Source organism: Streptomyces sp. NPDC056628, assembly GCF_042792555.1.
Lineage (GTDB): Bacteria > Actinomycetota > Actinomycetes > Streptomycetales > Streptomycetaceae > Streptomyces.
In genome coordinates, this window is the sequence record NZ_JBHTWG010000006.1 from 160,599 (window position 1) to 173,395 (window position 12,797).

Below are 12,797 nucleotides of genomic sequence, written 5' to 3' on the forward strand. Positions count from 1 at the left end.
CGCGTCAGCTCCCGAACAGTTCACGAGCGGCGTGGCCGAGGACGGGGTAGACCGCCCCGAGCATGAGCACGAGCCACAGACCGACGACGGACCAGAGCATCTGCTTCTGGTAGCGCGGGCCCTTCGACCAGAAGTCGACGGCGATGACGCGCAGGCCGTTGAGCGCGTGGAACAGGATGGCGGCGACGAGGCCGTACTCCAGCAGCGCGACGATCGGCGTCTTGTAGGTGGCTACGACCGTGTCGTAGTCCTCGGGGGAGACACGGACGAGAGCAGTGTCCAGCACATGAACGAACAGGAAGAAGAAGATGAGGACGCCGGTGACTCGGTGAGCCACCCAGGACCACATTCCTTCCCGGCCGCGGTACAGCGTTCCAGCCGGCACGGAAGTCCCTCCGGGAGCGGGGTATCGGGGCCTGCCGGCTTGTGCTGTCGGTCGGGCCCGGCCGGGTACGGTCCACCGGCCCCCAGCATCGTAGCGACGGTTGCCTGCGGCGCTTACGCCGGGCCTGGCGGTGTGATCAAACTGGCACGCGGATGGTCCATTCGCGACCTGTGCGGCGGGATGCCCGGGTCAGGCGAGATGGCCGACCAGCCGCCCCTTCGCGAGCCGCCGTAGTTCCTCCGCCGCGACGACCCTTTCTTCCTCCGGATCGTTTGCCAATCGTGACCGGATACCTGCCAATACATGGTCCAGGCTCTCGGTGTGTGACAGGCCGTCCAGGCAGATAATGAACCCATGCCCGAATTTGGCCTCATATGCGGCGTATGCCGCGCTCAGTGCGGTGTGTGCCGCCGAGTAGACGTCCTCCGGCAGCAACGGAAGCGCCTCGGCCGCCAGCGCGTGCGACAGTTCCGCCGGCGTCAGGTCGTACGCGGCCTCGTCGCAGGCGGCCAGCAGGGCATCGATGTCGGGATAGGGGCGGTGGTCCGCCACCCGCTCGGCCCAACGGGCGCTGTGCAGGCAGGTCAGCAGGGTGGCCCGGGCCCCGTGCGGGGGAGCGGCGTTGAACGGCTCCAGCCCGCCCGGGGGCGGTGTGCGGGTCTGTTCGGGCAGCGCCGGTATGGCGACTCGGCCGGGAAGATGTGTGGGCGTCACGTGGGTTTCGGCAGGGGATTCTGGGAGAGGAGTGGCGCCACGCTACCGACTGTGGACGTGAGGTGTCCGACCGATGCCCGAATTTCAGCCGAACGAGAGAGTTTCAGAACGTGTGCTGGACGGCTGACCGTGCTCGCAGGCCCTAGGTTGGCGCTGTGAGCCAGCACAAGCACAGGCGCCGGGCACCGGCGAAGAAGGCCCTGAAGCAGACGTGGGTGCTGATCGTCGCGGTGGTCCTCGTGACGGTCGGCGCCGGACTGGGCATCGCCCTCCTGGCGAGCGGCGGTGACGGCGACCGGGCCGGATCGGCGCAGCAGGGGTCGGCCCCGGGCGCGTCCGACGGCGCCACGCCCTCGCCCACCCGGACGTACCCGCTCTCCAAGACGCCCGCGACCATCCCCGCCGTGCGGTCCCACACCGCCGCGCGCGGGCCCGGCTGGCGTCCCGCCGACCACAACCGCGTCGTCGTCGGCGACGACGAGCTCGCCGACGAGGGGAAGCTGATCGCGGGCGAACTGGGGATGGCCTACGCGGGCCGCAAGGACGACGTCCGCCCCGGCGACGTACGGCTGTCGCTGAACGACGACGAGGGCGCGAACCCGGAGTCGTACACGATGACCGTCCGCGACGGGCGCGTCGTCATCAGCGGACCCGGCGAGACCGGCGTCTTCTACGGCACCCGGACGCTGAAGCAGGAGGTGCACGGCGGCGGCACCGCGCCCGAGGGCGTCGTGCGGGACGAGCCGGCCAAGCCGGTGCGCGGGTTCATGCTCGACATCGCCCGCAAGCACTTCACCGCGGACTGGATCGAGGACCGGGTGCGCGAGCTCGGCGACCTGAAGTACAACCAGCTCGGCCTGCACTTCTCCGACGACCAGGCGTTCCGCATCGAGTCCACCTCGCATCCGGAGATCGTGTCGAAGGAGCACCTCACCAAGGCGCAGGTCCGCGGCATCGTGAAACTGGCCGAGAGCCGCCACATCACCGTGGTCCCGGAGATCGACTCGCCCGGGCACCTGGGGGCCGTCATCGCCGCCCACCCCGACCTTCAGCTGCGCAACGTGAACGGGGTGGCGACCCGCGGCGCCGTGGACATCTCCAAGCCCGCGGCCGCCAGGATCGTCGACGACCTGCTCAACGAGTACGCCGGGCTCTTCCCCGGCGATCAGTGGCACCTCGGCGCCGACGAGTACCAGGCGCTGGTCGTCTCCGACCCCGAGGCGTCCTACCCGCAGCTGGCCCGCGCCGCCCGCGAGGCGTTCGGCGCCGGGGCCGGCGTCGCCGACCTCGCCACCGCCTGGGTCAACGACCGCGCCGACACCGTCCGCGCCCACGACCGCACGCCCCGCGCCTGGAACGACGGGCTCTTCCGGGACACCAAGGTCCAGGCCGACAAGGACATCCAGGTGGCGTACTGGACCGGCAAGGAGATCGGGGCCCGCACCCCGGAGCAGTACCTCGCCGCCGGACGCAAGGTCATCAACTACAACGACGAGTTCCTCTACTACGTGCTCGGGCAGCCGCAGACCTTCGTCTACCCGACGGGCGAGCGGATCTACGCGCAGTGGACGCCGCGCGTGCTGCGGGGGACCACGGCCGTCCCCGCCAAGTACGACAGCCAGATCCGCGGCGCCTCCTTCGCGGTCTGGTGCGACATCGCGAGCGCGCAGACGCAGGCCCAGGTCGCGGACGGCATCCGGATGCCGCTGCGGGCGATGATGCAGAAGACGTGGGACCCGGGCGAGCCGGACCTGTCCTGGGCGCAGTTCAAGGCGCTCGCGGACCGGCTGGACCGCCCTGCGGATTGACCCGAACGCCTGCGCACCCCCGTACGAATGTGGTGTATTCGCCCCGAGCCGACACCGATCAGCCGGGGGGACACCGGATGGGCTACTGGGGTTACTTCGTCGTGGGCCGCGAGCAGCGGCCGCTGGCGGAACTGGACGCGCTGTCCGGCGCCGAGGGGATGAGGCTGCGCGAGCGGGCGCCGGACGGCTGGCAGGTGTGGGAGTACCCGAGCGGGGACGCCGGGATCGCGAGCATGAACGACCTGGCCGCGGAGAGCGGGGCGCCCGCGCTGTTCGGCTACGTGATGGACAGCGCCTGCGTCGTCGTGGAGGCGGCCGCGCCGCACAGCGGCTCCTGGACCACCTGTCTGGCGCGGGCCGCGACGGCCCGCCACCTCGGCGCCGGGGAGGACGGGCTCTCCCTGGAGGACTACTTCCTCGAACCGGCCGACGCCGCCGAGCGAGCCGTCGCCTGGGCCGCCGAGGCCGGGCACGAGGTGAACGCCGACGCACTGCTCGACGTACTCACCGCCGAAGCGGACTCCCTGGCCGAAAACCTCTTCTTCCGGCTGCTCGACAGGCTCGGCGTCGTCCCGCTGTGACACTCCCGGGCCGTCGCACGCAGTAAGGGGAAGTGCGGGCTCCGTGAGAAAGAAGCCTGCCTGGGGCCTGTGCGGGGGCCCCGACCCTCAGAGATGACCCGCTTAGGGAGGCGTGGATGAGCCTGGTGGAACTGATCGCTCAGGCCGACGAACGCGGACTGGCCGCCAGCGGGTTGGCTTGTTTGGATCGGTGCGTGCCGCTGCTCGGCGGTGACGACGAGGTGCTGCGGCCGCTGTGGGCGAACCTCGCGGCCGACGGCGACCCGGCCGCCTGGGGCGCACTCCTCGAACAGGTCCGCGCCAAGCTGGGTGTCGCCGATGTCGTGGACGACGAGGACATCGAGGACGAGGCCGCCCTGCTGGCCCGCCGGATGCTGGCCGGCGCCCCCGCCGTCCGCTCGGCCGCCGAGGCACGCACCTGGGCCGACGCCTGCTCGGTCGCGTCCCTCCAGATCCACCGGCTCCTCGACCCCGCGCAGGACGACGGCTCCGCCGCGCCGGCCGGGGCACTGGAGTCCGTGCGCGCCGCCGGCACCACGGGCGACGCGCGCCCCGAGGGAGTGTCACCGCTCGTCGCCGCCGAACTGCGCCGCCAGGTCAGCGTCCTGGAACTCCTCGACAGCCATGGGGCGGGCGGTGTGCGCCGCGCCCTGGAGGTGTCGACCGAGGGCCGGCGCGTGCTGCGGGCGGTGGTGTCACGTCGGGCCCGCGGCCGGGGCTGAGTCCCCCCGCGGCGACCCGGGCCCGGCGGGCCCAAACCCCGTTCCCTGAGGGAGTCCTGTGCCCGTCGTGAGGGTGCCCTGCGACGGTCCTGCACGGGTCCGGGAAAGCCGCCGGAATCGCGTGACGTATCGCCGGGCGGCCGCGCTCTCCAAGGTGTGACGACTCAGCAGGAGACCAGGCCCGCGGCGGCGACCAAGCCGGTCCGGTGGGCGGCGGACGCGGTGGCGACGATGCGCGAGGGGGCGCGGCTGCGCCTGGACTACTCCGAGCAGAGTCTGTGGCGGGTCGACCGCATGATCGAGGGCCTGCGCCGCGAGGGGACGCCGTCGGCCGCCGCGGCCCAGGTGCTGCGCGACCTCGGCGCCTACGCGGGCGAGGTGATCGCCCGCCGGACCGGCGCCGAGTGGTGGACGGCCGGCGGCGACCACTGGATCCGCACGCCCGACGGGCGGCTGTGGGATCCGATCGACGAGGCCCGCCGCTGTTTCACCGGCGACGGGTCGCTGCGCCTGATGTGCCGGGACGCGACGGGCGGAACCCACCGCTGACCCGGTGGTGCGGGGCGCCCGGCCGGCCGGACGCCCCGCGGCGGCGGCTCACGGCGTGAGCGTCTGCCCCAGGTGGGCGCCGGACGGCGTGCCCAGCGGAGTCCCGCTGAGGATGACGGTCCGGCTGAAGCCGGGTCCCGCGCTGCCGCTCGGGACGTGGACGAGGATGCCGTTGCCGGCGTCCTCGCCCTCCACGCCGAGGACCAGGTCGGCCCGGCCGTACCCGCTCAGGTCGGTGAGCGACACGGAGGAGCCGGCCGTGTCACCGGACTCCGAGACACCCGGCACCCCGGACGTGTCCTGGGAGAACGCGATCGAGCCGGTGCCGGTCAGGCCGGACGCGGTGCCCTTGAGGAGCACCGACATACCGGCGTTGGACCGGTTGCCGTCGCGGCTGACGTCCTCGCCGGGCAGACCGACCAGGGTGTCCGCGTACCCGTCAGCGTTCTGGTCGGCGACCGAGACCGAGGCGCCGAAGGCGTCACCGGCCTCGTTGGAGCCGGGCACGGACGCCGTGTTCTGGTGGACCACCTTCATGCCGGTGGTGGTGAACCCGGCGGAGGTGCCGAACAGCATGGTCACCTGGCCGCCCTCGGCGGACCCGGACTCGGCGACGTATGGCTGGCCGATGACGATGTCGTCGTACCCGTCGCCGTCCACGTCGCCGGCCGCGACCGCGCGCCCGCCCTTGACGGAGAGGACGCCCGCCTTGGTCAGGCCCGTCGCCGAACCGGCGAAGCGGACCACGCGGCCGATCCCGCCGGCGTCGCGGTAGTTGAGGGCCACGTCCGCGTAGCCGTCCCGGTTGAAGTCGCCAGTGGCGGCGTCCGGGTACGCGATCGCGCCGGTGGCCGAGGTCAGTGTGCCGGTGCTCGTCCTCCCGCCGGTCAGCCGGGCGTTCCAGTTGCCGCCCTTGCCGGTGCCGGCGGCGAAGACGTCGGCCTTGCCGTCGCCGTTGAAGTCGCCGACCGCGACCGTCGAGCCGAGCTTGGCGCCGGTGGCCGTCACCGAGCCCGACGTGGTGTACGACAAGCCGGAGTCCAGGGCCGGGCCGTACAGCACGGTGACCGCGCCGCGGTCCGCGTGGCCGCTGGTGTCGTCCTCGCCGGGCGCGCCGATCGCGAGGTCGGCGTAACCGTCGCCGTTGACGTCGCCCCACGCGGTGGCGGTGCCGAAGGCGTCGCCGGACTCGTGGGAGCCGGGCACGCCGGTGCTGCTCTGGCTGATCGTCCTCTTCGCCGCCGCGACCGTGCCGTCGGTGCCGCCCGGGACGACGGTGACGGTGCCGCCGCCGCTCAGCGCGCGGGGCGTGCCCGCGACGAGGTCGGCCAGTCCGTCACGATCGGTGTCCGAGGTGGGCAGGGCGTGCGAGATGCCCGGGGCCGCGGCGAGCTGGGCGATCCGGGAGAGCTTCGGGTAAAGGTTCGCGCCCGGGCAGGCCGTGGCGTTGGTGTCCCGGTGCCCGAGGACCCGGGGCAGGGTGACGGTGGTGCCCTGCGGGATCTTGTTGCCGCTGAAGCCCTGCGGGACGCCGGACGTCAGGCCGACCGTGCCGGTCGGGTCGATGCCGTACATCCCGAACTTCCAGGCCACGATCCGGGCGATGGCGTCCAGGCCGGCCCGGCTCGGCGCGGCGCTCTCGAAGTTGCCGATGTACGAGATGCCGACCGTGTCGGTGTTGAACCCGGCGTCGTGCGCCCCGATGACCGGCAGGTCCATCCCGCCGCTGCGCCCCTCGAAGATCTGGCCGCAGCGGTCGACGACGAAGTTGTAGCCGATGTCGAAGTAGCCCTGGCTGAAGTGGGACTGCTGGATGGTCCGCATCCGGGCCCGGGAGTCGGCGCAGGACACCGTGTTGTCGGTGTCGACGCCGGTGTGGTGGATCACGGCGGCCTCGACCGTGTCGCCGTACGTGGGCGTGCCGTCGTAGTCCGTCGACGCGCCCCACTCGGCCTGCGTGATGATCGGCGGCTTCACGACCGTGGAGGGCCGGGGCGCCGGCACGGTGGGCGTCGGGGACGGGGACGCGGTGGGGGTGCCGGTGTCCGTCGGCGTGTCCGTCGGGGCCGGGGCCTCGGTGGTCGTGGCCGGATCGGTCGGGGCCGGGTCGGTCGTGGCCGGTGTCCCGGTGGGGTCGGCGGTCGTCGCGGGGTCCGTCGGGGTGTCCGTCGCCGGGTCCGTGGTCTCCTCGGCGGAGAACGCGGCCGGCCGGGGCGATCCCTCCGGGTCCGTGCCGGGGTCGAGCAGCTTGACGTCCATGCCGGCCGGCTGACCCTTGGCCTCGGTGCCGTCCGCGTTCACGACCCGCAGTTCGACGCCGTCGGAGTCACCGGTCCACACCGACTCCGTACCGCCGCGCAGCGCGGCCCGCTCGCCCTCCGCGCCGTCCGCCTGGCTCGGCTCCAGCGTGATCCGCCGCCACGCCGACCACGTGCCGGTGTCCAGGTCGCGGGTGCGCACCTCGGGGCTGCCCTTGGCCTGCGCCTCGGGGTCGTTCCAGGTCAGCACGACCGCGCTGAAGCGCTCGGTGCTCCGCCTCTCCAGGCCCCTGCGCCCGGCGCCGCGGTCCTTGAGCTTGAGCGTGTGGACCGCGGGCTTGCGGCTCTCGCGCGCGTCGTCAGCCTTCGTCGACGGTTCGGCGATGGCGTAGGTCACCACGCCTGCGGCGCTCAGGACCACGGCCCCCACGGTCAGCCACGCACGTCTCTTCAGACTGAGCGGCTTGTACGCATGAGTCTTACGAGGACTCAACTGTCCCACCCCTACGAGCAGTCACGGATGCCACACCTGTCACACAGGTGGCGAATACACACAGCGCAGCCACAGCCGGTGCCGTCACCCGGCGCCCCACGCGGGTCGTGCACGGCGACGGGGCCGGTCCGTCACGGACGCGGCCCCGTCGGCCGGAGGCGGTGTCAGCCCGCCCAGACCTCGGCCTCGTCGGCCGGGACGGTGGTGGCCAGGCCCAGCTCCTTGCGGGCCGGCACCGACGCGTTCGGGTCGATGCCGTCGAACGCCGGGTCGTAGGCGATGTAGAACGCGTCGGCGTCGGCGGCGTTCGCGGCCTTCTTCCAGTCGGCGGCGGCCTTCGTCAGGGTCGCGCGCAGCTTGGCCACTTCGGCGCCCTCGACGTCCTGCAGACCGTCGACGTGGGCGGCGAGGGCGGCCGCGACGGCCTTGGCCTGCTTCTTGTAACCCGCCAGGTCGTCCTCGACGGCGTCCTTCTCGGACTGGTTGGCCCACAGCGCCTCGTAGACCGCGTTCGAACCCTTCAGGAACGTGGCCTGCTCCGGCTTGAGGGACTTGGCGGTGTTCAGCGTGCCGCTGAACTTGCCGCCCTCCTTGGTGTAGGTGCAGCTGACCGCGCGGTCGCCGGTCGCCCAACTCTCCTTGGTCGGCGTGTAGTAGAAGAGCGACACGCCCTTGGGGAGCGCCCAGGTGTCCGGGGAGTACTTCTGCGCCTCGACCGGGCACTGGTTGTCCGCGATCGTGGAGACGCCGTCGTCGCCCGGGTACGCCTTGCCCTTGTCGATCGAGAACTCGCCCACGACCTGGCCGACATGGGCCTCGTCGCACGGCACGATCTCGACGGTGAAGGCCGTCCCCTCGGCCTTGCCGTTCGGGTTGTAGCAGTCACCGATGTCCAGGGAGAACACCGAGCGCTGGCGGGCGACCTTCTTCGCGCCGTCCTGGGCGCTGTCGACGGCGTCGGAGACGCCCGAACACCCCACCGCCCCGGCTGCGATCAGAGCGACAACGGCGGAAAGACCGCGAAGGGAGCGGGAGGGGGCGTGGGTAGCCATGACGTGTTCATCCTCTTACTTGATCTTTATGGGGCGGGCGTGCCTCGCCCCGCACGAAGGGTCGAAGGGGGTATCGGCCCTCACTCGCGGCGTCTGACTCGCGAGGTGCCGAGAGGGTTGTACCGGACCGCGGACAGGACCGACACGGCCGTCACCAGTGACACTTCCGTGGTTCCGGGCGCTGATGAGCGTGAAGGGACGTGCGCAAGGGTGGGCGTACCGCGAGGTACGGATTCGCCACGAACCGGTACGGACGAGGACAGTTCTTGGCTCGAGGAGGGGAACCCCGCCGCGCGCTCGCGCACGACGGGGAACTGGGCGCGGCCGTCGCGCGGGCCCAGGACGGCGACGAGGCCGCGTTCGCGGTCGCGTACCGGCTGGTGCAGCCGGGGCTGCTGGGGTATCTGCGCGGTCTGGTCGGCAACGACGCCGAGGACGTGGCGTCGGACGCCTGGCTGGAGATCGCCCGGGACCTCGGCCGCTTCACCGGCGACGGCGCCGGATTCCGGGGCTGGACCGCGACGATCGCCCGGCACCGGGCGCTGGACCATCTGCGCCGGCAGCGCGTACGGCCCCGGTCGTCCGTGCTGGAGCAGGACGTGCTGGAGCTGCCCGACCCGTCCAGCACGCACGAGCGGGCCCTGGAGTCGCTCTCCACGGAACGGGCCCTGCGCCTGGTCCGCGGACTGCCGAGGGACCAGGCCGAGGCGGTGCTGCTGCGCGTGGTCGTCGGACTCGACGGCCCCGCGGCGGCCCGGGTGCTCGGCAAGCGCCCGGGCGCGGTGCGCACGGCCGCGTACCGGGGGCTGAAGCGGCTGGCCGACCAGCTCGGCGCGGCCGGTGTGACGGATGACGGCCCCGGGACGCTGGGGGAGTCGACATGACCTGCGCGGACGGCGGTCGGACGCCCGGCGTGACGTGCGTCGCGGTCGGTGGGCGCGGGTGAGTCGTACGGACGGACGGGACGTACGAACAAGGGAGACGTAGGGGCACTACGGCTCCCGGAGGCACGGCTGTCACACGCGGGGCGTACGTGCCCGGCGGGCCGGTGGCCGGCAGAGCGAGTCGGACGGGAACGGAAGCGGACATGGGTGAACGGCAGAGCGGCGGTGCGACGCCCGGCCGTCGGCGCGCGCGCCCCGGGCGTATGACGGCCCGTCACCCGTCCGACCCGGACACGGTGTTCGACGACATGGAGCTGGAGGCGCTCCTGTCCGCCGCCGTGTTGCGCGGGCACCGCCCGGACGCCGAGGGCGAGCAGCGGGCCGTGGTCGCGTTCCGGGCCGCCCGCGCCGAGGGCGCCCACCGGGCGCGCACCCGGCCCCGGGACGACTGGCGGCCCCCGGAGCGCCGCCGCCTGGCGATGTCGGCGCGCACCACGTTGTCCCTGCTGCTCGCCGGTCTCACGATGGGCGGGGTCGCGGTCGCCGCGATCAATTCCTCCGGTCCCTCGGAGGCGCCCGAGGAGCGACGGACGTCCTCCTCCGAAAGTGCTTCCCGCCCGTCGGCCGTGCCCTCCGCGCAGGCGTCCGCCGCACCCCGGCCCACCCGCCCGGACCACCCGGACACCACGCGGGACACCGAGGCCAAATGCCGTGCGTACGGCAAGGTCGCCGGCCGGGGCAAGGCGCTGGAGTCGACGGCGTGGCAGCGGCTCGTCACGGCGGCGGGCGGCGAGGACAAGGTCGCCGCGTACTGCGCCGACCGCCTCGCCACGGCATCGGCCCAGCCGGGCCGCACGCCCGGGAACGGCACGGGCAAGAGCAGTCCGCCGCCCGGGAACGGCACGGGCAAGAGCGGCCCGCCGCCCGGGAACGGCACGGCCGGGACACCGGCCACCGGCAGGGGGCAGGACGGTAAGGGGTCCGGTCGGGGCACGCCCGGGCAGGGTGCCGGTGACGACGGGAACCCCGGGAACTCCGGGAAGAGCAAGAACTGACCGCGCTCGGGAAGCGGAGCGGCGTGAACGGCGCCCCCGTGTGCCCGTATGCGCAAGGCGCTCGAGAAGGCGCGAAGCCGGCCAAAGCAACGGCCGGGGCCGCCACCCCCCACAGGAGAGGCCCCGGCCGTCGCGCGGCACGGGCCGCGCGGCGGCCCGTACTCTCTACAGCGCCATGACTGCGTTTTCTGTCACACCCGGACGGCGGGACAGCCGGGACACGGGGTGGTTGCATGTTGTACAGACATGGACGAGCAGCGGTTTCACGCCGTAACGTGCCTTTCGCGCCGGGCGCGGAGGCTGTAAGACCACCGCAACGACCTGCGGTCCTGTTGCCGCAACCATCAATTGAGGTATCCAGTGCTGGGGGACGACGCGGAGCTGACCACCGCGGTGCTTGCGGCACAGGACGGGGACGAGACCGCCTTCCGTACTGTGTACCGCTCCGTGCACCCGCGGCTGCTCGGATACGTGCGGACGCTGGTGGGCGACCCGGACGCCGAGGACGTCGCCTCCGAGGCGTGGCTCCAGATAGCGCGCGACCTGGACCGGTTCAGCGGTGACGCCGACCGGTTCCGCGGCTGGGCGGCGCGGATAGCGCGCAACCGGGCGCTGGACCACATCAGGATGCGCGGGCGCCGCCCCGCGATCGGCGGCGACGAGACGGAACTGACCGGGAAGGCAGCCGAGTCCGACACGGCCGGGGAGGCCATCGAGGCGCTGGCCACCGACGGCACCCTCTCCCTCATCGCCCGGCTGCCCCAGGACCAGGCCGAGGCCGTCGTGCTGCGCGTGGTCGTGGGGCTCGACGCCAAGACGGCCGCGCAGACACTGGGCAAGCGCCCGGGTGCCGTACGGACCGCGGCGCACCGGGGTCTGAAGCGCCTCGCCGAACTCATCGGCGACGATCCGGAATCGGCCGGGGTGCTCGACGCCCTGCCGCCGCAGCGAGAACCGCGCCGCCGCGCGGTGACGTCCGCGAGTGTGACGCATCTGCGTACGCGGGCGCAGAAGGATGTGTGATGGCCGACGAGCTGAACAGGTGGCTGGACCGCGAAACGGCGGAACGCTTGCTGCGGGGAGAGCCACTCGAAGCTGTCGACCCGGCCGACCGCGATCAGGCCGAACGGCTCGCCAAGACCCTTGAGGCACTGACCGCCGAACCGGCCCCGACCTGCGGAGAACTCCCCGGAGAAGCCGCCGCGTTGGCGGCCTACCGGGCTGCCCGCGCGGGCCGGGCCATCACGGCCGCGACCCCCGGGGCCCCCGGCGGCCAGGCCGCCGACGAGGTCGGCCTGGTGCGTCTCGGCGGCCCCGGCGCCCGGCCGCGCCGCCCGCGCTGGGGGCGGCCCGTCCGGCTCGCCCTCGCCGCCGCCTTGGCCGTCGGCATGGTCGGCGGGGTCGCCGTCGCGGCCGGAACCGGAGTCCTGCCGACGCCGTTCGACGACGACGAGCCCGCCCGCCCCGCCGCGACGGTCCCCGCGCCTCCCCCGACGGAACGGCCGCTCGTGTCGCCCTCCCCGGAGCGGAACGCGCCGGAGGGCAGCGGACCCGGCGGGTCCGTGGCGCCCGCGGACCCCGGCGCCACCGAGGGCACCGACCCCGGCGGCCCCGCGGACGACGAGGCCACGGGTGACGGCCGGCGCGGCTCCGGCGGCTGGTGGCGCGGTGTCGTCTCCTCCTGCCGCGACCTCCGGGACGGCAAGGCGCTGTCCGGCGAGCGCAGACGGGCGCTGACCGGCGCGGCGGGCGGCCGGGACCGGGTGCGGACCTACTGCGAGAAGGTCCTCGGGCACGTGGACGCCAGGACCGGCGGCGACGCCGACGACCGTGGCCGGGACAAGGGCAAGGGGCACGGCGGGGACGACGGCCGGCACGACGACGGCGACTGGAGCGACCGGGGCGACTCGCGCCACGACGGCGAGGACGACGCCCCGAACGGGCTGACCCGCGGCGACGACGGCTCCGGCGACGACCGGCACACGGAGGGCGACGCGTCCCCCGGACGCGGGGCACCGCGTGCCGCCTCCACCCCCACCCCCACCCCCACCCCCACCGCCTCTGCCGCAAGCCGCTGACCTGCGGTTCTTCCGTCCGGCGGAAAAATTTTCGCGCCAGGAGTGACGTTTTCGCGCGCCCCGGCGCTGATCAGAGTGAGCCGACTGGTCATCGGCCCTCGCACAGAGCCGGGGTTCCCCCCGTACCTGCGGCTCGTGCATCGGCGCGGGGGGGGGGGCGGGGCCCCCCCCCCCCCCCCCCCCCCCCCCCCCCCCCCCCCCCCCGGGCCGCGCCCAAA

Annotated in this window: 12 protein-coding genes; 8 read left to right on the forward strand and 4 right to left on the reverse strand. The window is 73.5% G+C overall.

What is annotated here, in order from left to right; translation table 11 throughout:
• Positions 1–4 precede the first annotated feature (4 nt).
• The gene (gene sdhC / locus ACFRAC_RS11335) at positions 5–385 is read right to left on the reverse strand and encodes a succinate dehydrogenase, cytochrome b556 subunit (RefSeq protein WP_382923501.1); all 381 of its coding nucleotides are present in this window, start codon (positions 383–385) and stop codon (positions 5–7) included.
• 189 nt (positions 386–574) lie between these two features.
• Positions 575–1,099 (reverse strand): 2-oxo-4-hydroxy-4-carboxy-5-ureidoimidazoline decarboxylase, encoded by a 525-nt coding sequence (locus tag ACFRAC_RS11340; RefSeq protein WP_382923503.1) that lies wholly within the window; start codon positions 1,097–1,099, stop codon positions 575–577.
• A gap of 215 nt (positions 1,100–1,314) precedes the next feature.
• Between ACFRAC_RS11340 and ACFRAC_RS11345 the strand changes: the two genes are divergently transcribed.
• From ACFRAC_RS11345 to ACFRAC_RS11360, 4 genes are all read left to right on the forward strand, one after another.
• Entirely contained in the window at positions 1,315–2,907 is a 1,593-nt protein-coding gene (locus ACFRAC_RS11345) for a glycoside hydrolase family 20 protein (RefSeq protein ID WP_382923736.1), read from the forward strand.
• A gap of 77 nt (positions 2,908–2,984) precedes the next feature.
• The gene (locus ACFRAC_RS11350) at positions 2,985–3,488 is read left to right on the forward strand and encodes a hypothetical protein (RefSeq protein WP_382923505.1); all 504 of its coding nucleotides are present in this window, start codon (positions 2,985–2,987) and stop codon (positions 3,486–3,488) included.
• 116 nt (positions 3,489–3,604) lie between these two features.
• Positions 3,605–4,210, forward strand: a complete 606-nt coding sequence (locus tag ACFRAC_RS11355; RefSeq protein WP_382923507.1) for a hypothetical protein — start codon at positions 3,605–3,607, stop codon at positions 4,208–4,210.
• 156 nt (positions 4,211–4,366) lie between these two features.
• Positions 4,367–4,759: a hypothetical protein gene (locus ACFRAC_RS11360; RefSeq protein WP_382923509.1), complete on the forward strand. Its 393-nt coding sequence runs from the start codon at positions 4,367–4,369 to the stop codon at positions 4,757–4,759.
• 48 nt (positions 4,760–4,807) lie between these two features.
• On the opposite strand, the gene ACFRAC_RS11365 is transcribed toward ACFRAC_RS11360, so the two are convergent.
• Together ACFRAC_RS11365 and ACFRAC_RS11370 are read right to left on the reverse strand one after the other, a co-directional pair.
• Positions 4,808–7,438 carry an FG-GAP-like repeat-containing protein gene (locus tag ACFRAC_RS11365; protein ID WP_382923511.1) on the reverse strand — a complete coding sequence of 877 codons (2,631 nt, stop codon included), beginning with the start codon at positions 7,436–7,438 and terminating at the stop codon, positions 4,808–4,810.
• Positions 7,439–7,674: 236 nt separating this feature from the next.
• The gene (locus ACFRAC_RS11370; protein WP_382923513.1) at positions 7,675–8,562 is read right to left on the reverse strand and encodes a septum formation family protein; all 888 of its coding nucleotides are present in this window, start codon (positions 8,560–8,562) and stop codon (positions 7,675–7,677) included.
• Positions 8,563–8,828: 266 nt separating this feature from the next.
• Between ACFRAC_RS11370 and ACFRAC_RS11375 the strand changes: the two genes are divergently transcribed.
• The 4 genes from ACFRAC_RS11375 (at position 8,829) to ACFRAC_RS11390 (ending at position 12,579) form a co-directional block, all read left to right on the forward strand.
• On the forward strand, positions 8,829–9,446 hold the full coding sequence (locus tag ACFRAC_RS11375) for an RNA polymerase sigma factor (RefSeq protein ID WP_382923515.1): 618 nt from the start codon (positions 8,829–8,831) through the stop codon (positions 9,444–9,446).
• Positions 9,447–9,649: 203 nt separating this feature from the next.
• Positions 9,650–10,501 (forward strand): hypothetical protein, encoded by an 852-nt coding sequence (locus ACFRAC_RS11380; RefSeq protein ID WP_382923517.1) that lies wholly within the window; start codon positions 9,650–9,652, stop codon positions 10,499–10,501.
• Positions 10,502–10,861: 360 nt separating this feature from the next.
• Positions 10,862–11,524, forward strand: a complete 663-nt coding sequence (locus ACFRAC_RS11385) for an RNA polymerase sigma factor (RefSeq protein WP_361347360.1) — start codon at positions 10,862–10,864, stop codon at positions 11,522–11,524.
• Positions 11,524–12,579 (forward strand): hypothetical protein, encoded by a 1,056-nt coding sequence (locus ACFRAC_RS11390; protein ID WP_382923519.1) that lies wholly within the window; start codon positions 11,524–11,526, stop codon positions 12,577–12,579. The genes ACFRAC_RS11385 and ACFRAC_RS11390 overlap by 1 nt, the downstream gene beginning before the upstream one ends.
• The last annotated feature ends 218 nt before the right edge of the window (positions 12,580–12,797 follow it).

Coding starts and splice junctions, on each gene's coding strand:
- ACFRAC_RS11370 (WP_382923513.1), bottom strand. CDS start 8,562: ATGGCTACCCACGCCCCCTCCCGCTCCCTTCGCGGTCTTTCCGCCGTT.
- ACFRAC_RS11350 (WP_382923505.1), top strand. CDS start 2,985: ATGGGCTACTGGGGTTACTTCGTCGTGGGCCGCGAGCAGCGGCCGCTG.
- ACFRAC_RS11355 (WP_382923507.1), top strand. CDS start 3,605: ATGAGCCTGGTGGAACTGATCGCTCAGGCCGACGAACGCGGACTGGCC.
- ACFRAC_RS11380 (WP_382923517.1), top strand. CDS start 9,650: ATGGGTGAACGGCAGAGCGGCGGTGCGACGCCCGGCCGTCGGCGCGCG.
- ACFRAC_RS11390 (WP_382923519.1), top strand. CDS start 11,524: ATGGCCGACGAGCTGAACAGGTGGCTGGACCGCGAAACGGCGGAACGC.